We start from the raw sequence: 21858 nt of genomic DNA on the forward strand, positions 1-21858 counted from the left end.
AATTTTGGTTATACCATGCACAAAGAAGGATGAAACATATTTCCATTGTAGTATATGAAGATGTGATGCTGCCGGCGGTATCCAACACCGTATCGCTATTGCTGAGTGCCGGTGAGGCGGCGGTGAAAAGAGGAAAACCCTTGCCCTTCCAGGTAGAGCTGGTTGGCGTACACCTCAAAAACGTGCAGCTCAACCTGCCCGTGCAGTTCTATTGCAGCAAAACCATTGCCGATGAATTTGACACGGATATTGTGGTGGTCCCACCCATGAGCCCCGCCGCGGGAGACATTGATGCGCTGCTTTCGCGGAACGGCAAGCTCGTTAACTGGATCAGGGAGAAATATGACCGTAATGCGCAGGTCATCAGCCTTTGCACAGGGGCCTATTTTCCGGCGCAGTGCGGCTTGCTGAACGGCATGCCGGCCACCTCTCATTGGGGCGCCATGGAAGACCTGCAGAAAAGGTACCCTTTAATAGATTTTAAGCCGGACCATGTTGTTACGCACTCCAAAGGGATCATTACCGGCGGTGGCGGATTTTCGTCGCTGAACGCTCTGCTGTACTTTATTGAGCAGCATTGCGGCAAGGAGGTTGCTGTAGAATTGAGCAAGTTCTATGCGCTGGACTATGGCCGCACTTCGCAAAACATCTTCACCATCTTCTCCGGACAGCGCCTGCATAACGATGATGAGGTCCATCAAGCCCAAAGCTATATTGAGCAAACGTTCAAATCAGACATTTCGGTAGACGAAGTTGCCCGGCAGGTGAACATGAGCAGGCGGAACTTCATCCGCCGGTTCAAGAACGCCACCTCGCTAAACCCCATAGAATTTATTCACCGTGTAAAGGTAGAGGCCGCCAAGAAAGCGTTTGAGGCCGGAGAGAACATTGCCTCCGTTACGTACGATGTGGGGTATAACGACCTGAAAACGTTCAGGATGGTATTCAAGCGGGTAACAGGGTTAACGCCGGCGGAGTACCGGAACAGGTATAATACGCAGGCGGTGGCGCGTTGACAGGGAACGCTTTGCATAAATTTCAGTAACTTCAGATACCATAAACTGAAAACCATGAAATTCCGCATTGAATCTCCCGGCCACAACATCAGCCCTTCCTTAAAAGCCTTTATCAAACTCAAACTCGGAGCGCTGGACAAATATTACAAAGACCTGCAGGAAGTGGAAGTAACCATAGAAAACAAGCCCCGTGGCCAGCGGGAAAATATTGTGTGCATCCTGAATATGCGCATGCCCGGAAAAGATGACTACGTTAAAGCAAACTCCCCCATTTTTGAAGACGCTATTCTGAAAGCGGCCGATGCGGCCAAACGCCGGTTAAGGATCAGGAAAACACAACTGCAGAATGCCCGAAAGGCACAGACAAATAACCGGCGGGTAGTGGCAAAAAAAGCCGCGGCCGGTAGGTTGCGGTAGGTTAAATACTACCTTTTGTCAAGGATCTGCTTCATTAGACGTAAAAATCAATCCCCACTACCCTGCATATCGTAGCTTTCGGAAAATTGCCGTACATGAAACAGCCCAAACCTGTTTTGATAGCCGCTTTATTGCTATGTATCATATCAACTGCGTATTCACAGCATAATAGCCGGGGAAATTCGCCCAATCCCGGAACTTTTGTGGCAAGCACGCCCTGCAGCCAGGGTACGAGACCTTTGCCCGGCATTTCCGCCAGCGCAGATTGCGAGCTGATGAAGTGGAAACTTGTGCTTTACCAGGACAAAGACACCACTTTTCAACTCCATTGCCGGTACGGATTGCCCCAACAAGGAACTACCGGGCTTACCGGGGGAGGAACAACCATTGAGCTGAAAGGGAAATGGACAGTGCTGAAAGGCGCCCCTTCCAACCCACATGCAATAATTTACCAGCTGCATGACAGTAAAACGAATCGGATAATTTCCCTCCTGAAGCTCAGTAACAACCTGCTTCACCTGCTGGACAGTGATCTTCATTTAATGATAGGCAGCGCCGCATGGAGCTATACGTTCAACAGGGTCGGGAATAAATAAACCGGGTAAACCGAAATATCATGAAAACTATTCTGGTCATAACTTTCTGCTCCCTGTTTGTACATTTTTCAAAGGCGCAAACAACAACGGCTGACAATAAACTTTCGCAGACCATCACATTCCGGCCCATCCCGAAAGGCCCGTCTGTTTTGGGCGTTTTTCAGGGGCGTCCCCCTTGTGCCGGGCTAGCCGGACAGCTGCAATTGTCAGTGCCAAATGATTGTATAAAGCTGAAATGCGATCTTGTACTTTACCGGCAACCGGCCACATTTACGCTGTATGTAGTGGGCGGTGGGGATCTGGTGCAACAGGATGGGAATACTTACCGGCGAAAGTTACTGAAAGGCAAATGGAGCATCGTCAAAGGCCTTGGGGCAGACCCGGAGGCAGCAATTTATGTGCTGGATTTTGACGCCCCGAAGACCCGCATCTACCTGTTCAAGGGAAATGAAAATGTTCTTTTCTTTCTGGACAACAACAAACAATTCAGGGTGGGAAATGAAGATTTCAGCTATACGCTGAACAGGGTGGAGCTGGTGGCTGGGGTTAAATAGTTACAGGAAGACACGTAAATTATCTGCCCACGATCTTTTTCGTTACAAATTCGCTGAAAAAGAGATCCCGGTAAATACTTCCGATAGGAATTTCGTTTGTACCTATGTACACCGTGTTGTTATCCACAGAACCGATATGCCTGACATTGATCACATAGGATTTACTTACTCTCACAAACATGTCTTTTGGCAATTGATCGTAGATAGTTTTGATGTTCATGGCCGTAATTACCTTCTGGTTTTCGCTATGCATCACCACATAATCTTTTAAACCCTGGATAAAAAGCAGGTTATTGAAATAGACTTTAAAAATCCTCCGGTCCGCTTTAACAAAGAAAAAATCATCTGCTACCTGTTCAATATTATTATGAGCGTAATCCGCCTTGAATAATTTGGAATAGGTGTGGGCTTTTTCAACAGCCTTTTGAAAACGCGCCAGTTTTACGGGTTTTATCAGGTAGTCTATGGCATCTACTTCATAGCTGTCGGTAGCAAATTCAGAATAGGCAGTTGTAAAGATCACAAATGTTTCTTTCGGGATGGACCGGGCAAATTCAATGCCGTTAATTCCCGGCATCTGTATGTCAAGAAAGATCAATTCAACTGTATTGCTTTTCATAAAGTCCGTGACGGTTTCCGGACTGTTGAATGAGCCGATCAAATCCAGATCATCCGTTTGGTTGACCAACATCTCTATAGCCTCCCTTGCCAGTGGTTCATCATCTATAATAATGCAGTTCATAGCTTTATGGTTAAGGTTACGCAATATCTTTCCGGGTCATCTTCTATATTCAAGTGATGCGTTGCCGGGAACAAAAGCGCCAGTCTTCGCTTTACATTTGTCAACCCCAATCCGCCTGTACTACTAACGGGTTTAAGCACAGGTTTGGAGTTGATGCATTTAAAAAAAAGCTCATTGTTCCTGACATCGAAATACAGATTTACATAAGACGATCTTGTTGCGTCATTGTTATGCTTCACCGCATTTTCCACAAACGAAATGAACAGCAAGGGAGGAATTTGCACCCCGCTCAAATTCCCCTCTTTTGAAATAAGGAAATCAAAACTATCTCGCCTTACCTTTTCTAGATTTAAAAAATCTTCCAGGAAATGAATATCTGCAGTCAACAATACTTTATCTCTCGCACTGTCATAAAGCTGGTAGCGAAGCAGATCGCTTAGCTTCATTAAAACCTGTGAGGCCTTTTCCGGGTCTTTCTTCGTCAGAACATTGGCATTGTTCAGCGTATTGAACAAAAAATGCGGGTTGATCTGGTTTTTCAATTGTTCCAATTCCGCATAGGCTTTCGACTGTTCCAGCTCGTAGATCAATTGTTTGTCTATTATTCCCTTCTGAAACAGTTTTATGGAGGAAGAGGCCGCTAACAGCAGTGCGGTAAGAAAGGAAAAAAGCGGGATGTTCAGCCCGTTCTCTTTATTAAAAGGGTTCAAAAAGTAACCGCAAACAGCTACTATAACAAGAATGCCGATCACAGACAAGCAGTATGCCATATTTCTGTTCCTGAACAAAAACTTCGGCACCAGCACATACATATTTATATAAAACAATATAATGAAGTATACAAATACCATTACCGGGCTGTCAATTACGGAAGCACTGTTATACAACACAGCACCTATAAAAACAATGAGCAGCAGATGCCGCAGCACCCTGCGGTCAGGTGAGGTCAGGAAACGAAAAAGCATGTTTTCGCTGGTGAGCTGCTGACGGGTAAGATCACTCATTTATCAAATTGTATACAACAAACTTAACATTTAAAACCCTGATCTGATCTGCTTTTATACAAAAGTGCATGTTTTTTATACGAAAGCAAATTTTGTAGCGCCCCGGCATACTTTGCTATAAAAGATACGGCGTTTGGTATAAATAGGAACAAACGGTTATCCAAAGGAATTTTCTTTGTGCCCAGGTTGCCATTGTTAAACCGGTTTTACATGATGAGACACAAGATCATTTACACCATGCTATTTGTAGCCATTTCATTCAAGAGCTATTCACAGGAGAAAGTCACATTGAGTGGAACAATCACCATAAAAACAAGCGCCGAAACAATAATCGGCGCAAGCATTTTCATCCCTGAAGCAAAAATTTCAGCAGTGACCAATGCGTATGGATTTTACACGATCACCCTGCCGAAAGGAGAATACACCATCTTTATCAGCCATGTGGGCTTTGAGAATATTGAGGAACATATCGTTTTGAGAGCAAACACCAGGAAAGACTTTTCGATGCCTGAAAAAAGCAAAACTTTGGATGAGGTAGTGGTAAAATACAATAGTTCAGCCACCAGCATCCGGAAACCGGAAATGAGCGTGAACAGGCTCTCCATCGCCACCGTCAAAAAGATGCCGGCAGTGATGGGCGAGGTGGATGTTTTGAAGGCTATCCTGCAACTGCCGGGCATTTCCAATGCCCAGGAAGGAGCAACAGGCTTTAACGTAAGGGGTGGTTCGGTTGACGGTAACCTGGTATTGCTGGATGAAGCCGTTGTTTACAATACTTCACACCTGTTCGGTTTTCTCTCCGTTTTTAATGCCGATGTGATCAAAGATCTAAAATTGTATAAAAGTGGAATACCGGCCAATTTTGGTGGGCGTACTTCTTCGGTTCTGGATATTTATCAAAAAGAAGGGAACAATAAAGAATATCATATAACAGGTGGAATTGGGGCGGTTTCGAGCAGGTTATTGGCAGAAGGGCCTATTGTAAAGGATAACGGGTCGTTCGTGGTTGCCGGGCGCGCTTCTTACGGTCATTTATTCCTGAAACTGGCTGACAACCCCAATGCTGTTTCTTTTTATGATCTGAACGCCAAACTGAATTACATGATCAATGACAATAACCGGCTCTTCCTTTCAGGGTATTTCGGTAAGGATAACATGGATTTCAGCAATTTTTTCAACAACGATTATTCGAACTCATTCTTTAATCTTCGCTGGAACCATATCTTTTCCGATAAACTTTTTTCCAATGCGTCAATCATCTACAGCAAGTACAATTATGGCCTGAAGATAAAATATGTCGGTATTGACTGGGTATCGGACATCCGTAATTATAATTTCAAGTACAATCTAAGCCATCATCTGTCTGACAAGCTGGTATTGAATTATGGCGTCAACTCCCTCTACTACCAGTTCAATCCCGGCACAATAAACCCTTTGGATGCCGCATCGCCTGTTAATGCAGAGCAGATCGAAAAAAAATATGCCTGGGAAAATGCATTATATATCAGTGCCGAACAAAAGCTCACAGATAAAATATCATTGAACTATGGACTGCGATACAGCCATTTCCAACGGCTGGGAGAACAGCGTGTAAATAATTATGCCAATGATCAGGCAGTGCTTTTCAACCCCGAATTGCAAATTTATGAGGAAGGAACACCCACAAGCATCACGCATTACAATAAAAACAAAAAGATCATTGATTTTGGGAACCTGGAACCCCGCCTGGCAGTTTCTTATGCCATCAATCACGACCAGTCCATTAAGGCGAGCTATAACCGCATGAGCCAGTATATTCATTTAATTTCCAACACTGCGTCTGTCTCCCCGCTTGATATTTGGGCGCCGAGCGACCAATATTTGAAACCGGAAATTCTTGACCAGGTTGCATTGGGCTATTTCAGAAATTTCAGCAATGGAAAATATTCGTTAGAAACAGAAGCTTTTTACAAGAAAACCAAAAACAAGGCAGATTACATTGACGGCGCCGAACTGATTGCCCATAGGGCTATAGAACAGGTATTGCTAAATGGGGAGGCAAGGGCTTACGGGCTTGAGGTAATGCTCAAGAAAAACACCCAAAAGCTGACAGGCTGGCTTTCTTATACACTCTCCAGAGCAGAGCAGCGCACGCCGGGAAGAAATGCAGCAGAACCTGGGATTAACAACGGCGAATGGTACCGGGCCAATTACGATAAAACGCATAATCTTTCACTTACAGCCGCCTATCAACTGAATAAAAAATGGAGTTTTGGCGGCATTTTTACCTACCAGACCGGGAAAGCAGCCACCTATCCCATCGGCAAATATCAGTATCAGGGAATCACGATTGCGAATTACGGAGAGCGAAATGTTAATTCACTTCCGGCTTATCATCACTTGGACCTATCAGCTACCTACACACCCAAACCAGACAGTAAAAAAAAGTGGAAGGGTGAATGGGTCTTCAGTGTTTACAATGTTTACAACAGGAGCAACGCCGCCTCCATGATGTTTGAGCAAAATAGGGAAACGGGGTTGAGTGAAGCAAAGCGGATATCCATTTTCGGTATCATTCCGGGTGTGACTTACAATTTCAGATTTTAATCCTAATAATATAACATGAGAAATATACTTAAATGCCTGATCGTTTCATGCTGCTTTTTTCTTCCGGCTTGCTCAAAAGTGGTGGAAGTGAACCTAACAACAGCAGCACCGAGATTGGTAATTGACGCATCTATTGATTGGGTAAAAGGTACCGCCGGCCATGAGCAGAAAATAAAACTCTCCACCACAACCGGATATTATAATACAGTATTCCCTACAGTTTCAGGAGCGGATATAGTTGTCACAAATTCAGAAAATATTGTTTTCAGTTTTACAGAAAATCCGGGTACGGGAGAATATACCTGCTCCAATTTCCATCCGGTTATCGGGGAAACTTATACATTAAAAGTGGCTTTGAATGGGGAGGTCTATACCGCCACCGAAACCTGTATAGGGGTACCGCATATTGAAAATGATATTGTACAGAACAATGCCGGCGGATTTGGCGGTGACGAAGTAGAGATCTCCTACTACTACCAGGACAATGGCAATGAAGTAAATCATTATCTACACCGTATTATATCTCCTGTATCAACGTTCCCGGATTATAAAGCCGAAGATGACGGGAATAGTCAAGGCAACCTGATGCAGACATATTTTTCTGATAAAGAGCTGAAGGCCGGAGATATCATAAACATCAGGCTGTATGGAATTTCCAGGAGATATTATGATTATTTCAGAAAATTGCTGACAGCATCCGGGGCTGGTAACGGCCCGTTTCAGACAACACCAGGTACCGTGAGAGGGAATATCATCAATCAGACCCACTTCGCCAACTTCGCTTATGGATATTTCAGGTTATCGGAAGTAGATGTAAAGGAATATACGATACAGTAATGCTAAAAAAATGGGACAAGTCTTTGTTTGAGACTTGTCCCGAGAAGTGACCCTGTAGGGACTCGAACCCTAGGCCCGCTGATTAAGAGTCAGCTGCTCTACCAACTGAGCTACAGAGTCAAAAAAGTGGACAAATTTAACAAATAATCCGCAAATTCCACAAATTTCTACCGTTATCCCCTCCTTTCATTCCATAAATTTTATTATTATACTTGTCAGATGAAACACCGCTTACTATCCATAGCACTGGCAATTATTACCTATACCGCCGCCCATACGCAGGATACACGTCCTCCCGGCACCATCATCACCCACATTCCCGCCGCCACCCAAACCTACATCGGTTCCCCTGCCATAGCCATTTTGCCCAATGGGGACTATGTAGCGTCTCATGATCTTTTTGGCCCTAGCAGTTCCGAATTTGTACAGGCCATCACGCGGGTGTACCGTTCAAAAAACAAAGGCAAAACCTGGAAACAGGTATCCGAAATAAGGGGCGCTTTCTGGTCAAGCCTCTTCATGCATAAAGACACCTTGTACCTCCTGGGTCCTGACCGACACCACGGCACCGTGCTCATACGCCGGTCTGTGAACGGCGGCAAAACATGGACGCAGCCCACCACCAAAGAAAACGGCCTGCTGCTGGCAGGGCAGTTTCACTGCGCTCCCATGCCGGTAGTGGAGCATAACGGCCGCCTCTGGCGCGCCATGGAAACGGCCCACGGCCCCATTTTGCAATGGGGAAAGCGTTATGGCGCCATGATGATGTCTGCCGCGGTAGATGCTGACCTGCTGAAGGCCGCCAGCTGGACGGTGAGCAATTCACTGCTCTATGATTCCAGCTATCTGAGCGGGCAATTCACCGGCTGGCTGGAAGGCAACGCAGTAGCGGCGCCAGACGGCAGCATGCTGGACATTTTGCGGGTAGATGATAAAACTTCGCTCAATGAGAAAGCGGCCGTGGTAAAGATCAGCGCAGACGGTAAAAGGGCCAGCTTTGACCCGGCTACGGGTTTTATTCCCTTCCCCGGCGGCAGCAAGAAGTTCGTAATACGTTTTGACAAAACCTCCGGCCGCTACTGGACGCTGGCCAACAGCATCCCTGACTCCTTCCGGCAGCAGTACCCAAAAAGGAACCCCGCCGGCTTCCGCAATACGCTGGTGCTGATGAGCTCCGGGGACCTGCTGCACTGGCAGGAACATGAAACAGTTCTGCAGCACCCGGATGTGCTGCACCACGGGTTCCAGTACGTAGACTGGCTGATCGAAGGTAACGATATGATAGTGGCCTGCCGCACAGCCTTTGATGAAAAAGGCGGCCAGGCCCACAACAACCATGACGCCAACTACCTGACCTTTCACCGCATCGTCAACTTCCGCGAGCAGGCAGGCCGGTAAAAAGAACTCAACTTTCCGCCCGCTCCAATGTTTATACCTGTAAAACCCATCCGCAATGAACATAAAAAACGTAACAGTGGCAGGCAGCGGCGTGCTGGGCTCGCAAATTGCCTTTCAGTGCGCTTTTCACGGTTACCAGGTAACCGTGTACGACATTAGTGATGAAATACTGGAAAAAGCCAAAACAAGCTTTCAGCAATTGGGAGAGAACTTCAGGCGTGACCTGGGCGCCACGCAACAACAGGTGGAAGCCGCCGTTCAGCGGCTGGCCTATTCTTCAGACCTGCCCACAGCCGTAAAAGATGCAGACCTGCTGATTGAAGCGGTGCCTGAAAACCCGGCCGTCAAAACGGAGTTCTATACCAAACTGGCCGCTTCCGCGCCGGAGAAAACCATCTTTGCCAGCAACTCCTCTACCCTGTTGCCCAGCCAGTTTGCAGCGGCTACCGGCCGCCCGGCGCAGTTCCTGGCGCTGCACTTCGCCAATGAAATATGGAAACACAATACGGCGGAGATCATGGGCCACCCGGGTACAGACCCTGCGGTGTTCAATACCGTGGTAGATTTTGCCAGGTCCATTGGCATGGTGGCGCTGCCACTGCACAAGGAGCAGCCGGGCTACATCGTGAACTCCCTGCTGGTGCCCCTGCTGAGCGCGGGCCTGGGCCTGCTGGCAAAAGGTGTGGCAGACGTGGAAACCATCGATAAAACCTGGATGGTGGCCACCGGCGCGCCCATGGGCCCCTTCGGCATACTGGACGTGGTAGGTATCACCACGGCTTACAACATCAACAAAATGAGCAGCGCACCGGGCGCGGCGCAGGTGTCCGCTTTCCTCAAGGAGAAATTTATTGACACGGGCAAACTGGGCGTGGCCGCGGGAGAAGGGTTTTACAAGTACCCCGGCCCGGCGTATAAACAGCCGGGGTTCCTACAATAGAGAGGAAATTATCTTCTCCTTCAAACAAGTTTGTTAAAATGCCCAGAATTTCGGGGTATGATTTTCTTTTGTTATATTCGAGAACTTTTTTGTTAAGTCCATCAATTACAAATCCTTATATCACCCAAAATTACACTTATGGATTTTAAGACCTCATTAAACAACTTGGAGAAAGAGCCGTAAAAATTAAAGACTCCGTTAATACAGAAGAAGCAACCAAAAACGCCTACATTATGCCCTTTATTCAATCCCTGGGCTACGACGTTTTTAACCCAGCAGAAGTAATTCCCGAATTTGTAGCTGATCTAGGAATTAAGCAAGGAGAAAAAGTAGATTATGCGATTCTACGCAATGGGCAACCTACTATACTTATTGAATGTAAATGGCATGGCTCCTCGCTGGATGTGTTTAACTCACAGTTATTTCGATACTTTCATACAACGAAAGCTAAGTTTGGGCTACTAACAAACGGTTTTGAGTATCGTTTTTATACTGATTTGGTTGAGAATAACAAAATGGATGAAAAACCATTCTTCACATTTAATATTACTGATCTACGGGATAATCAAATTGAAGAAATCAAAAAGTTCCACAAAAACTACTATGATCATGACACTATAGTAAGTACAGCCACTGAGCTAAAATATATGAATGAGCTGAAAAACCTTATTCATGCTGAACTAAATACCCCTTCCGAAAACTTTGTTCGACATTTTGCTAAGCAGATTTATTCCGGCGCTATAACTGCAAAAGTGCTGGAGCAATTTACCAATCTAACGAAAAAGTCAACAACTCACTACATAAATGATTTGATAACAGATAGGCTAAAATCAGCATTGGCCAAAGAAGCAGACATGCAAAAACTTGAAAAAGAAACTGAAGCACTTAGACCTCAAGTGGAAGAGCCTAAAATAGTCACCACTGCTGAGGAACTTGAGGCATTTTACATTATTAAATCCATTCTTCGCAATAAAATTGATGTCGAGCGAATAGCTTATCGGGATGCTCAGTCTTATTTCTCCATCCTATTGGATGACAACAACAGGAAGCCGATTTGCCGAATGCAGCTAAGTGGAGTCAAAAAGTATATCTTCCTATTTGATGAGGATCGCAAGGGCAATAAGAAGGAAATAACAGGTATTGATGCCATTTTCGGGCTCGCCGACAACCTTATCAAGACTGTTGAAAACCTGGAGGCAAAGCCAGAAAGTGCATTAAATTAAAAAAGCATATAGCCACCCAATAACCTGGTAGCATCCCGGAAATGAGCGCTGGCGGATACGCTCATTTTCCGGTTTGCATTTGTAGATGCAGGTATTATTCTTCCAGCTTTGCTTTCACCCCCCAGCCGCCGAACGTTTCGGATACGGCTATCCACAACTCATTACGGCCTTTTTTCAGGTCAAGATAAACTGCGTCCCAGTACCCTACAGTACCCAGGAAGCGGTAGTCGCGAGACATAAAGACATCTTCTCCCGCGTACAGCAGCTTGTTGTTGAGATACACCTTTGCCCGGTCTGAAAACCCGAAAGACAGTTTCCGGATGCCGGGCTGGTCTGCCTCTATTATTTTTCTCACAAACACGGTATTGCTGTCTTGCGTAACGCCAGCCAACATGGAAAGGTCTGTAATGCCGTTATAGTCTGCTTCCAGGGTTTTCCAGGTGAGGGCGCCGGCATCTTCCGGCTTCAACCATGTTTTGCCGGCCAGGCTCTTTTCCGTGAACACGTTGCTTACCTGCCATGCGGTAATGGTGCCGGCGGGCAGGGGGGCTACCGGTTCCGGGCGACTTTTGAGCGTTACCTGGTCATCCGCGCTGTAGGAGAAATTGCTGAACCAGGCGGTGGCGGGGGCGCCGTTGACCAGGGCTATCATGCCGCTGGCCACGTCTCTCTTCAGTTCCCGGATGAAAAGCACGGGCGTGTCTTTTTTGTTGAGGTACACTTCTGCCTGCTTGTCTTTCACCACCAGGCGCACGTGCAGCCAGCGGTCAACAGGTAATGGTACCGGGTTGTTGTAACCGGCGCCGTAGTAAAGCTGCCAGCCTCCCAGGCCGTTCCACACGGGCGTGTATTGCATGGCGTCCGGGTTGCCGGACTGGTGCGGGCGCAGGTAGTATTGTTCGTAATTGAACTCGTCCTGCATACGGAAGTTCACAGACGGGAAATAGCGGCCGTTAGACAGGGCAATGTCAAATTCGATCACCCCGTTGCGGAAATTGGCATCTTTCAGCACAACCCCGCCTCTTTTGACCCGCAGCGCGGGCTGGCCCAGGTGAGCCTCCTGCACGGCCTCTTCCGCCTGTATCGTCCAGCGGGGCGAGTCAAACGGAATGGCCGTTTGTGCAGTAGCATGCGTAGAAAAAATAATCAGGATAATAAAAAGGCGGAACATGAATAGAATGAGTTAAGTGGTTAAAAAAAATACTATTTTGGATGTGGTACCAGATGCAAGGTATTATTTCCGGCAGCCCGCGGCTATTCATGCAAAGTGCAAGACCGTTCAAAGTTGTTCACGCCATATTTAATTGATTATCAATTATGAACACCTCCCAACTCCTGCAGCAATGTTGCACCCTGATAGAGCAAAAACTTGATTGGGGCAGCAGTGAGCATTGGCAGAACCAGGATTTTGATGCGCTCAGCACCCGTATATTTGAAGAAACGCAGGTGGTATTGAGCGTGAGCACGCTCAAAAGAGTATGGGGCAAGGTGAAGTACGAGAGCCTGCCTTCCGCCACCACGTTGAACACACTGGCCGTGTTTGCAGGGTATGAAAACTGGCGGGCGTTCCGGCAGCAGGTGGCGGGCAATGGCAACGGGGGTCCTGATGCGCCTGATGGCAAAACAGCGGAACAGTTTTTTCATCCTGTGGCTGATAGTGAAGGTGAGGAGGAGGATAACGAAATGCCGGCGAAGGGCAACGCCATCGCCGCCGGGCATTCTTCCGGAAATCCCGTTGCTCTGCCTGTTGATACCACCGCCCCGCGCAAGCGCCACCCTGCCTGGTACGCCATTCCCGCCGTAGTAGTGGTGCTGGCCCTGGCCGGCTGGATGTACAAAAAGAGCGGCACCACCAGTTCAGACAGCTACAGCTTCAGCAGCCAGCCCCTGGCCAGCGGCATTCCCAACTCAGTGATATTTAATTATGATGCGGAAGCGGCGGGAGACGATTCCGTGTTCATCCAGCAATCGTGGGACCCGCGGCGCCGCTTCCAGGTGCCGACCAGCGGGCATACATATACTTCCATGTACTATTACCCCGGTTATTTCAGGGCCAAGCTGATAGTGGGCAAAAAGATCGTACAGGAGCATGACCTGCTCATCCCCTCCAACGGCTGGCTGGCAGCGGTAGAACAGGAACCGGTACCGGTGTATTTTAACCGGCAGGAAACGGTAAACGGTGGCATGCTGCACATCACCCCCACCCTCATGCAAAGCAAAAACATTCCCCTCCAGCCCCAGGTGCCCAAAGTGCGGTATTATTACATAGGAGATATGCAGGGGCTGATGAACGATAACTTCGTATTCGAAACGGAGCTGAAAAGCGAATTTGGCCAGGGCTCCGCCGTATGCCAGCGGGTAACCGTGCTGGTACACTGTGAAAAGGCCGCTTTTATGATCCCCCTGGGCATTCCCGGCTGTGTGGGCGATATGTTCCTCATGTTGCCGGACAATGAAATGATGGCCGCCAACGCAGACCTCTCCGGTTTTGGCGTGAATATGAATGAATGGGTGCAGTTGCGCTGCGAGGTGCGGAACAAGCAGATCCGGATCTCCGTGAACGGCAAAAAAGCGTTCGAAAGTTCCTTTACCAGCGAAGCCAATAAAATTGTGGGCGTTAGCTACCGTTTTGACGGCCCGGGGGCGGTGAACGGGGTGAAGCTGGCCCGCCTCAATGGCAGTACGGTGCTGGCAGATGCATTTGATTAGCGCGGAACAGCGGGATCATCAGCCTCTTGAAGGCGCCGGTTAAATATTATGCCGGCAGCCTGCAGAAAAAAGCCCGGCTGCCGGCACTTTTTTTACGCCTTTAGGGGACCGTAATCTCAATCTCACGGACCACGCTGTATTGCCCTTCATAACTCGTATTGGAAGCAATGAAAGCAACCTTGTAGGTTCCCGGGGCGGTATAATTAAAAGCATAGGTGGTAAGCCGGGGGTTTATCACGCTTTTGATGGCAATAGGCCTGTCTGGCCCCATATCAGTTTTAGCCAGCACAAACCCTTTACTCACCGCCCAGGATTCTGTGTCCTCTTCTTTGTGAAGATGATTGCCGTTCAGGCGGATGGCGCCCGAACTTTCAATAACAGCGCCTCTGCCCGGGTCAACTACCGCGCCTTCATTGATCAGCTGCCAGTCAGCCGTTGTCAGCGAGGCAAGCGGCACGGTGCCGAGGTCTGTCTGGGACTCCAGCGAGAATGCGCGGATACGCCAGGTTGAATTAGCCCCATGTACCGACTGCGGTTTGCAGATATAGCGAAACGCATAATAAAAGGGCTTCCCTTCCACAAGAAGGTCTTTGACATCTTTCGTTCCGGAAGGAAGCGACGCCGACGCATTTCTGCTATTCAGCGTAAAGCGGTCGGTAATGTCTGTCCAGGTAGCCGCCCGTATGTTGCCAATATCATACGTTCCGTTAAAATCGCTGGAAACAAGCACAGACAGCTGGTTTTCCTGTGTTCCGTTATTCAGGGTGGTAGAGAACGAAGACAATAGCCCCTTTATATCCAGCATACGCCCCTCGCGATAGCTGTAATCATTCCCCATAATACCCGGGTAAAAAGACACAATTTGCGCATCTCCCGAAAAGCCGAAGGTTACCTGTTTCACTTCATTGCCGGATGAGTCAACCATGGAGGCCACCTCGTACCCCGTAACATTAAAATCCGGTGCAACGGCAGTATCCTTCTTTTCGCAGGCGGCAACAATGCCGGAACACAAAACGATCACTATATACTTGAGTTTCATATGTTTTGTTTTAATAGGTAATTACCATCCGGGATTTTGTACGAGGGCGCGGTTCAGGGACATTTCGCCCGTTGGGATGGGAAAAAGGAAATTCTTCTCCGTTACATTGAGGCCCGCCCTTGATTCGAATTTATAAGCAGACGCGGCGATCTGGCTAATTTCCGTACCTGCCGCATGCATCTCCGCCAGAAATTCCTGCCAGCGGATGAGATCACCTTTCCGCAGGCCCTCAAAGCATAATTCGCGGCTGCGCTCGTCATGGATGAATGACCTGAAATTTTCTTTGGTGGCGTAGTCTGCCGCCGGTATTTCATCGTCACCATTAACCGTGATGGTAGCTGTTGCGGCAGCGCCGGTACCGCCGCCGCTGATGGTGACGGTGGGGTTAGCGGTATAAAATTTACCGCGGTCAGTGATAATAATGGAGGTTACTCTGCCGCCTGACACCGTTGCAATGGCAGTGGCGCCACTGCCCCCGCCGCCGCTGATGGTTACTGTAGGCAGGTTGGAAGATGAATACCCGCTGCCGCCGCCCGTTAACGTTATCTCCGCCAGGTTCTCACCATGAATGGCCTTGCCGTACCCTCTTTTTCTTACAAGGCTCACAGCATTGATCGCTTCGGCGGAAGGGGTGGCCGTTAGCTCGTTGTCTGCTTCGGCAAACATCAGCAGGATGTCCGCATAACGAAGAATGGGGTAATTGATGGGCGTAAAGCTGGTGCTTTTGGGTGTCAGCACCTCGTACATCCGGCGGTATTTGCCACAGCTCCGTTGCCAGAGATTGCTTTCCGGCCAGTATTGCCGTTCCGCATTGTCTGTTCCACCGTAGATGTATGGTGCAATATTCCAGTCGCGGCGGTCGTCTGTGGGTTGATAGCGATTGTAAAAGCGCGGCGTGGCGTTGATGCGGCCAAGGCTGTAGCCAGTGTCTACATTGGTACACCGGATGCCGTTACGGGAGCCCAGGCGCCCGCTTTCTGTGTAAGCGTCCGAGCGGTTGCCCCAGAACTCCACTTCAAAAATGCTTTCTTTAATATCATACTTGTCTGCTGCAAGGTTAATGAACACCTGGCTATAGGAACTGTTCAGGGCGTGGCCTGCTTCTCCGTCGTCCATTACTTTTTTTGCCCAGTCGCGCGCGTCGGCGTATTTCGACTTGTCGTTCAGCGGATAACCGGCCATGTGCAGGCACACACGCGCAAGCATGCCGCGCACCGCAGATTTGCTGACCCGGCCGCCAAAGCCGACGGCACTGATCGGCAGCACCAGCGTTTCCGCTTCTTGCAGATCGGCCAGTATCTGGTTATATACTCCGGCAAGGGGCGCACGCGGCACCTGCGTATTTTCAGGAGATTTGATTGTTTCCAGTACCAGCGGCACATCGCCCCACATCTGGGCAAGCAGGAAATAATAATAGGCCCTTAAAAAAAGCGTTTCTCCTTTGACCACCTTCCTTTTTCCTTCGTCCATAACAGGCTTGCCTATGTTTTCCAGCAGCAGGTTGGCACGGCCCACGCCATTGTACAGCGCTTCCCATGTTGCCGCTACCACAGGATCTGAATTGGAGAGATTGTATACCTGCACCCCATTCACCACGCCGGCGTGGCCATACACGCCTTCGTCCGAAATATCGAACTGATAGAACATATTATCGCCATAAAGGTTTGAATTGCCCAGCACATCGTAAACGCCTGTCAATGCGTAATTCAGTTCCTTTTCTGTATTATAGTACGTACCCGGCGCAAGAAAATCACTTGGCTGAGTTTCCAGGTATTTATTGCAGCTTGCCAGCACAAGCAGGTTAACCGCAATAATATATAAGTGTATTTTGTTCATATGATATATTGATGATGGTTAAAAAACTGCCCGGATGCTGAAGGTAAGCGTGCGGGCCCTTGGATATGCCGAATAATCGAACCCCGGGGTAAGCGCGGAATTGCGCACGGAAACTTCGGGGTCCATACCGGAATATTTTGTCCAGGTATACAGGTTCTGCGCAGCAACCGAAGCCACAATATTTTTCACAAAAGATGACCGCAGTACCTTTGGAGGCACCCTGTATGCCAGCGAAACCGTTTTGAGGCGCAGGTAAGAACCATCCTCTAAAAAATAATCCGAATAATATCCCGTTGGGCCGTATCCGCCGGCGCGGAATTTCTTGCTGTCCTGGTTATTGATAGACCAGCGGTCGTTGTAAGAAGCGTATTGATTGAGGCCGGTACGGTTGCTCATATTCCCTTCAAACATTGTTCTGTTGGCATTGTATATTTTGTTGCCGTAAGACCACTGGAAAAAAATACCGAGGTCAAACCCTTTGTAGCTGAAGTTATTGTTCAGACCACCCACATGCCTGGGCAGCACCCGGCCGATCACCACCCTGTCTTTTTCATCCACCACGCCATCGAGGTTCACATCCTTGTACCGGATATCTCCCGGCTGGACCCTGTACCTGGCCATACCGTTCGTAGGCTCGGAGAGCTTCAGGGTGTACGCGCCGCTGGCAGACACATCAAAATCACTCACCTGGTACAACCCGTCGCTCAGGTAGCCGAAGAACATGGCGGCGGGCTCGTTGAGCGCGGCAACATACAGCGGTACGGTATTGAAGCTGTTCTCCCACCCTACCGTACTGAGCAGGTTATCCTGGTTTTCCGACAAGCCCAATACAACATTCCGGTTAAAGCTGATGTTAATGTCCGTGTTCCAGCTGAAGCTGCCGGATTTGACGTTGGTGGTGGCCAGCGTTAGCTCCAGCCCTTCGTTCCGTACTTTCCCGATGTTCTTGTACACCCTTGTAAAGCCTGTAGTTTTCGGGAGACTGGCATTGAGCAGCAGGTCTGAGGTTGTTTTCCGGTACAGGTCTACCGTCAGTTGTATGCGGTTGCGCAGAAAACCGAGGTCAAGCCCGATATCGGCTTGCGCGGTGGTTTCCCATTTCAGTTTCGTATTACCCAGGGAGGTTTGTATAACGCCCGTTTGCGGCATGCTGTTGTTTTGAGAATAGGATGCGCCTATAGGGCTGGTGAGCGCCGGCAGCGTGGCAAAGTCGCTCACCCGGTTGTTTCCCGTTGTGCCGTAGCTGGTGCGGAGTTTTGCATCGGAAATGAATTTAACAGATTGCATGAACCGCTCTTCCTTGATCTGCCAGGCAAAAGCGGCAGACGGGAAATACGCCCAGCGGTTCTCGGGAGAGAATTTGGAAGACCCATCCGCCCGGAAACTGACTGTCAGCAGATATCTCGAAAGAAAGCTGTAATTCACACGCGCCAGAAAAGAGCCCAGCTTGCTTTCAGTGGCGGACGATGAGGTGGAGCCAGGAATGCCCTGCTCAAGCCCGGGAATGCCCAGCGACTCGTTCGGTACGTTTTGCGACATAAACCCGTAGCCGCTTGCTTTTATTCCCTGCATGGTGAAACCGCCCAGTACTTCCAGCCGGTTTTTCCGGTTGAACCTTTTTATCCAGGTAAGTGTGTTTTCATTCAGCCAGCTGCTTCTTTCCACAAAGTTCACACTGCCATACTGTCCTTTGGTGTTGTTGGGGAACCTCGGGGTGCCCCTGGAGGTAAGCGAGTTGTAAAAACTTGTGTTTTTCCGGTTGAGGCTTTCCACACCGCCGCTTACCCGCAGTTTCAGGCCGGGAATAATTTCATAGGTGATATACGCATTGGCCAGAATATTGCTCGTTGCAGATTGCCGCAGTTCATTTTTTGCATTGATGATGGGGTTGATGCGGTAGTCCATCGTTTCGTCTATTTCATCGTCCATCAGCTCTTCACTCAGGTCCGTGGCATCCTCCAGGCTTTTACCGGAAACGGGCCTGTACCCCCAAACGGAGTACAGCAGGTAGGCGCTGGCGCCGTTGCCGGCATTGGCGCCCGACGCGATCTGGCCAAAATTGCGAACGCGGCTGTAATTCAGGTTTACGCCTGCCGTTACTTTTTTACCAATGTTCTGATCAATAACAAAACGCCCCTGGTAGCGGCTTAACCCGGAATTGATCAATACGCCCTGCTGATCGGCCACAGATCCGGAGAGCGAATATTTTGTGCCCTGGTTGCCGCCACGCATGGCCAGGTTGTATACCTGCATCGGCGCATCGCGGAACAGTTCACCCTGCCAGTCCACGCCCTTTACCCGCTTATAGTCATCCAGCGTGGCATCTGAGAGATAGGTTGTTTTGGCAATTGTGGAATCCCGTTCAAGCTGATAGCTCACAAAGTCATACGGGCTCATAACGTCCATTCGTTTGGCCACATGCTGGTAGCCCAGAGACGCGGTGGCGGTAACAACAGGCGCCCCGATCTGCCCGCGCTTGGTTTCGATCACTACCACGCCGTTTGCGCCACGCGCGCCGTAAATGGCGGTAGCAGACGCATCTTTCAGGATATTGATCGTTTTGATATCTTCCGGGTTCAGCGACATGTTTTCAGGATCTTCCATCGGGAACCCGTCTATCACAAAAAGCGGTGAATTGCTTTGAGAAAGCGAGTTGGCGCCGCGAATAACGATATTGATCCCTTCAGCGCCGGGCTGGCCGTCATTAGAAGATACCTGAACACCGGCCACCCTCCCCGCAAGGGCCTGGTCAAACGACAATACCGGCGCCTTCTGAAGATCTTCCACCTGTACCTGCGCTACCGAACCGGTGAGGTCTTTTTTGGAGGTGGTACCATAGCCGATCACCACCACTTCATTCAGCTTTGAGGCGTCCGGCAGCAGGGTTACCGTAACGGAAGTACGCCCCCGTATGGCTTCCTCATGTTTTTTAAACCCGATATGATTAAACACGAGAGTACCTTGCAGGTCAGGCACGCGGACCGTGAAACCGCCATTCTTGTCGGTGCTGGCGCCGGTTGTTCCGTTCTTCAGCCGTACGCTCACGCCGGGCAACCCTACACCCTGCTCGTCAACCACCCGTCCGGTAACGGCAGGCAAAACCTGTTGTGCGGGGACCGCGTACGCTAAACCGATCAGCAGCAGCAACAGTACGGCGCTTTTGAAGCCGCACCGCCTGCTCATCTTTAGGTGTGCGCAATCCCGGAAAGTAAAGACAATAGTTCTCTGACACATACTTTAGATAGTTTATGTGGTTAAATCCTGAAGTAATAAAGGTGATGTGTGGAAACCCTGGAAGCGGGTCCCGGAATCCTACTTCATATTCCTGTAGGCCTCTAATAATGCACCCAGTTTTTTTTCAACCGGCTGATATTTTTTTGTTCCTGAAAGATTTTCTTGTTCAACCCGGCCATTCCCCAAATAGTACAGCTCCCTGTTTTCAATGGCATTGTTAGACAGGTTGTACCAGACCGTGTATCGCCACTCCCGGTCCCTGACGGAATAGCCCATATGCGTGGCGGTTTTTGACAGTATGGCCCTGTAAGGCCTGCTGAACTGGCTGTATGCCACCTTATCCCATCTTGAAGCCGGATCTCGCAAAAGCGGTGCAAGGCTGCCGCCGCTCAGCTTTGACGCCGGACCGATCTTGCACAGGTCCAGCAGCGTAGGATAAATATCAACGGCTTCCACAATAGCATCCGTACTGGCGCCTTTTTTTGCGCTGCCCGGTGCGGATATCATCAAGGGAACTCTTGCATCCAGTTCGAAATTGGTAGATTTACACCATAAGTTCTGCTCGCCCAGGTGATAGCCGTGATCGCCTACTAGTACAACTATTGTGTGCTCGCTCATGCCAAGCCTGTTCAGCTCTTCCAGCACTTTGCCCACCTGCGCGTCTACAAAACTGATACAGGCGTAATAAGCGCGGATCAGGTCGTTTTCCTTTTCATGGGTGAGCGGCCCTTCATCAGGTATATCTGTATAACCCCGCAGTTCCTGGCACTGGTGAAACGCAATTTCCGGCGCGCCCGCGGGCCTGTTCCTGTTTTCTACGCCGGGAAAAGAAGTGTGCGCGTACATATCCCAATACTTCCTGGGGGCGCAATACGGGAGATGCGGCTTTCTAAACCCGGTTGCCAGGAAAAACGGCTCGCCCGAATTTTTAAACCTTCTTAACAGGTCAATAGCCTGATCTGCCACCTTTCCGTCTGGATAACTGGCATCGGCGCTATCAGTAAACTCATAGGCGTCCGCTTTGCCGCCTTTTTTGTTCCTGTCGAGGAAATATTCCCTGCCCTTGGGCCCGTTGAACGCCAATTGCACGGGAGACCAACTGACGGGGTCTACCGTTCTTTTTGTATCATGGAAGATCTTGCCCACGCCCACCGCGGTGTAGCCATTATTTTTGAACGCCTGCGGCAGGGTAGTCACATCGGGTACCTTTTCCCTGAAATGCGTTATCAGGTCTGTAACGCCGGTCTGGTCCGGGCGCAACCCGGTTAAAATGGAAGCGCGGGAAGGGCTGCAAACCGCCTGCTGGCAGTATGCATTTTTAAACAATACACTGCGTTGCGCCAGCCGGTCCATATGGGGGGTAATGGCCCTGGCATCGCCATAGCTGGCCAAATCCGGCCTCAGATCATCAATGATGATAAAAAGCACATTGTATTTTTTGTCTTTCTCCTTGTCATCGGCAAAAGCGGCAAATGCATGTAAAATGCATATGGCAATGGCCAAAGACCTGTTAAAATAACTGCGTGGAACCATGAGATCATATTATTTACCTGTTGTAAAAATCAAGCGGAGATGTTCATAACGATGGCCATCTTTTCCTGGCCGCTCGGATGTTCTGGAAATACGTAACGTGTAATTTTTCTTACTCTTCATTTCCATCGATTGCAAAACAACTCCCCCTTTTTCCATCGATTGCAAAACAGAATGAACCTGATCATTGCTGGAAT

General features: G+C 49.0%; 17 protein-coding genes and 1 tRNA gene. 10 read left to right on the plus strand and 8 right to left on the minus strand.

Features of this window, described 5'->3' with window-relative positions; translation table 11 throughout:
- Window positions 1–29 precede the first annotated feature (29 nt).
- The 4 genes from D3A97_RS21125 to D3A97_RS24920 all read left to right on the plus strand — a co-directional run bounded on the left by D3A97_RS21125 (window position 30) and on the right by D3A97_RS24920 (window position 2583).
- Window positions 30–1016: a GlxA family transcriptional regulator gene (locus D3A97_RS21125; RefSeq protein WP_119080529.1), complete on the plus strand. Its 987-nt coding sequence runs from the start codon at window positions 30–32 to the stop codon at window positions 1014–1016.
- 54 nt (window positions 1017–1070) lie between these two features.
- Window positions 1071–1433, plus strand: a complete 363-nt coding sequence (locus D3A97_RS21130; protein ID WP_119080530.1) for an HPF/RaiA family ribosome-associated protein — start codon at window positions 1071–1073, stop codon at window positions 1431–1433.
- 275 nt (window positions 1434–1708) lie between these two features.
- Entirely contained in the window at window positions 1709–2029 is a 321-nt protein-coding gene (locus D3A97_RS25390; RefSeq protein WP_157986674.1) for a hypothetical protein, read from the plus strand.
- Window positions 2030–2049: 20 nt separating this feature from the next.
- Complete coding sequence (locus tag D3A97_RS24920; RefSeq protein ID WP_157986675.1) at window positions 2050–2583, plus strand: hypothetical protein; 534 nt, start codon at window positions 2050–2052, stop codon at window positions 2581–2583.
- A gap of 19 nt (window positions 2584–2602) precedes the next feature.
- On the opposite strand, the gene D3A97_RS21145 is transcribed toward D3A97_RS24920, so the two are convergent.
- Window positions 2603–3325, minus strand: coding sequence for a LytR/AlgR family response regulator transcription factor (locus D3A97_RS21145; RefSeq protein WP_119080533.1), 723 nt, complete (start codon window positions 3323–3325; stop codon window positions 2603–2605).
- Window positions 3322–4329, minus strand: a complete 1008-nt coding sequence (locus tag D3A97_RS21150; protein ID WP_119080534.1) for a sensor histidine kinase — start codon at window positions 4327–4329, stop codon at window positions 3322–3324. Before D3A97_RS21150 ends, D3A97_RS21145 begins: the two co-directional genes overlap by 4 nt.
- A 210-nt stretch (window positions 4330–4539) precedes the next feature.
- On the opposite strand from D3A97_RS21150, the gene D3A97_RS21155 reads away from it, so the two are divergent.
- Window positions 4540–6915 (plus strand): TonB-dependent receptor, encoded by a 2376-nt coding sequence (locus D3A97_RS21155; RefSeq protein ID WP_232826038.1) that lies wholly within the window; start codon window positions 4540–4542, stop codon window positions 6913–6915.
- A 15-nt stretch (window positions 6916–6930) separates the two neighbouring features.
- Window positions 6931–7752, plus strand: coding sequence for a DUF4249 family protein (locus tag D3A97_RS21160; protein ID WP_119080535.1), 822 nt, complete (start codon window positions 6931–6933; stop codon window positions 7750–7752).
- A 47-nt stretch (window positions 7753–7799) separates the two neighbouring features.
- Here the strand turns inward: D3A97_RS21160 and D3A97_RS21165 are convergent.
- Window positions 7800–7872 (minus strand) — tRNA-Lys (locus D3A97_RS21165).
- A gap of 99 nt (window positions 7873–7971) precedes the next feature.
- Between D3A97_RS21165 and D3A97_RS21170 the strand changes: the two genes are divergently transcribed.
- The 3 genes from D3A97_RS21170 (at window position 7972) to D3A97_RS21180 (ending at window position 11313) form a co-directional block, all read left to right on the plus strand.
- A complete protein-coding gene (locus D3A97_RS21170; protein ID WP_198674108.1) occupies window positions 7972–9150 on the plus strand; it encodes a sialidase family protein in 1179 nt (392 codons plus the stop codon).
- A 55-nt stretch (window positions 9151–9205) separates the two neighbouring features.
- On the plus strand, window positions 9206–10090 hold the full coding sequence (locus D3A97_RS21175) for a 3-hydroxyacyl-CoA dehydrogenase (RefSeq protein ID WP_119080536.1): 885 nt from the start codon (window positions 9206–9208) through the stop codon (window positions 10088–10090).
- Window positions 10091–10275: 185 nt separating this feature from the next.
- The gene (locus tag D3A97_RS21180) at window positions 10276–11313 is read left to right on the plus strand and encodes a type I restriction endonuclease (protein WP_262697061.1); all 1038 of its coding nucleotides are present in this window, start codon (window positions 10276–10278) and stop codon (window positions 11311–11313) included.
- A 94-nt stretch (window positions 11314–11407) separates the two neighbouring features.
- Here D3A97_RS21180 and D3A97_RS21185 read toward each other — a convergent pair whose 3' ends face one another.
- Window positions 11408–12484 carry a hypothetical protein gene (locus D3A97_RS21185; protein WP_119080538.1) on the minus strand — a complete coding sequence of 359 codons (1077 nt, stop codon included), beginning with the start codon at window positions 12482–12484 and terminating at the stop codon, window positions 11408–11410.
- Window positions 12485–12630: 146 nt separating this feature from the next.
- Between D3A97_RS21185 and D3A97_RS21190 the strand changes: the two genes are divergently transcribed.
- On the plus strand, window positions 12631–14022 hold the full coding sequence (locus tag D3A97_RS21190) for a hypothetical protein (protein ID WP_119080539.1): 1392 nt from the start codon (window positions 12631–12633) through the stop codon (window positions 14020–14022).
- A 100-nt stretch (window positions 14023–14122) separates the two neighbouring features.
- Here D3A97_RS21190 and D3A97_RS21195 read toward each other — a convergent pair whose 3' ends face one another.
- The 4 genes from D3A97_RS21195 to D3A97_RS21210 form a co-directional block, all read right to left on the minus strand.
- Complete coding sequence (locus D3A97_RS21195; protein ID WP_119080540.1) at window positions 14123–15061, minus strand: DUF5017 domain-containing protein; 939 nt, start codon at window positions 15059–15061, stop codon at window positions 14123–14125.
- Between the two features lie 21 nt (window positions 15062–15082).
- Entirely contained in the window at window positions 15083–16897 is a 1815-nt protein-coding gene (locus D3A97_RS21200) for a RagB/SusD family nutrient uptake outer membrane protein (protein WP_119080541.1), read from the minus strand.
- Window positions 16898–16915: 18 nt separating this feature from the next.
- Entirely contained in the window at window positions 16916–20080 is a 3165-nt protein-coding gene (locus tag D3A97_RS21205) for a SusC/RagA family TonB-linked outer membrane protein (RefSeq protein ID WP_119080542.1), read from the minus strand.
- A 129-nt stretch (window positions 20081–20209) separates the two neighbouring features.
- Window positions 20210–21664, minus strand: coding sequence for a sulfatase (locus D3A97_RS21210; protein ID WP_119080543.1), 1455 nt, complete (start codon window positions 21662–21664; stop codon window positions 20210–20212).
- Between the last annotated feature and the right edge of the window lie 194 nt (window positions 21665–21858).

Source organism: Chitinophaga alhagiae (genome assembly GCF_003568665.1).
GTDB classification, from domain to species: Bacteria; Bacteroidota; Bacteroidia; order Chitinophagales; family Chitinophagaceae; genus Chitinophaga; species Chitinophaga alhagiae.